Raw genomic sequence first — 765 nt, 5'->3', positions numbered from 1 at the left:
CGCCAAAACATCTTCGGCGTTGTAAGGTTAAGCCTCACGGTTCATTAGTACTGGTTAGCTCAATACATCGCTGCACTTACACACCCAGCCTATCAACGTCGTAGTCTTCAACGTTCCTTCAGGACTCTCAAGGAGTCAGGGAGAACTCATCTCGGGGCAAGTTTCGTGCTTAGATGCTTTCAGCACTTATCTTTTCCGCATTTAGCTACCGGGCAATGCCATTGGCATGACAACCCGAACACCAGTGATGCGTCCACTCCGGTCCTCTCGTACTAGGAGCAGCCCCCCTCAATTCTCCAGCGCCCACGGCAGATAGGGACCGAACTGTCTCACGACGTTCTAAACCCAGCTCGCGTACCACTTTAAACGGCGAACAGCCGTACCCTTGGGACCTACTTCAGCCCCAGGATGTGATGAGCCGACATCGAGGTGCCAAACACCGCCGTCGATATGAACTCTTGGGCGGTATCAGCCTGTTATCCCCGGAGTACCTTTTATCCGTTGAGCGATGGCCCTTCCATTCAGAACCACCGGATCACTATGACCTGCTTTCGCACCTGCTCGAGCCGTCACTCTCGCAGTCAAGCTAGCTTATGCCATTGCACTAACCTCCTGATGTCCGACCAGGATTAGCTAACCTTCGTGCTCCTCCGTTACTCTTTAGGAGGAGACCGCCCCAGTCAAACTACCCACCAGACACTGTCCGCAACCCGGATTACGGGTCTACGTTAGAACACCAGCCATTAAAGGGTGGTATTTCAAGGT

1 rRNA gene is annotated in these 765 nt (G+C 53.2%); it reads right to left on the bottom strand.

Annotated features, from left to right (window positions below):
• Nucleotides 1–23: 23 nt before the first annotated feature.
• Nucleotides 24–765, bottom strand: a 23S ribosomal RNA gene (locus QQF33_RS03370); the annotation flags it as partial.

Origin of the sequence: Lelliottia wanjuensis (genome assembly GCF_030238365.1) — a bacterium.
In the GTDB taxonomy this organism is placed as follows: Bacteria; Pseudomonadota; Gammaproteobacteria; order Enterobacterales; family Enterobacteriaceae; genus Enterobacter; species Enterobacter wanjuensis.
The sequence above is the reverse complement of the archived record's forward strand: the minus strand, read 5'-3'. Positions and strand labels throughout refer to the sequence as shown.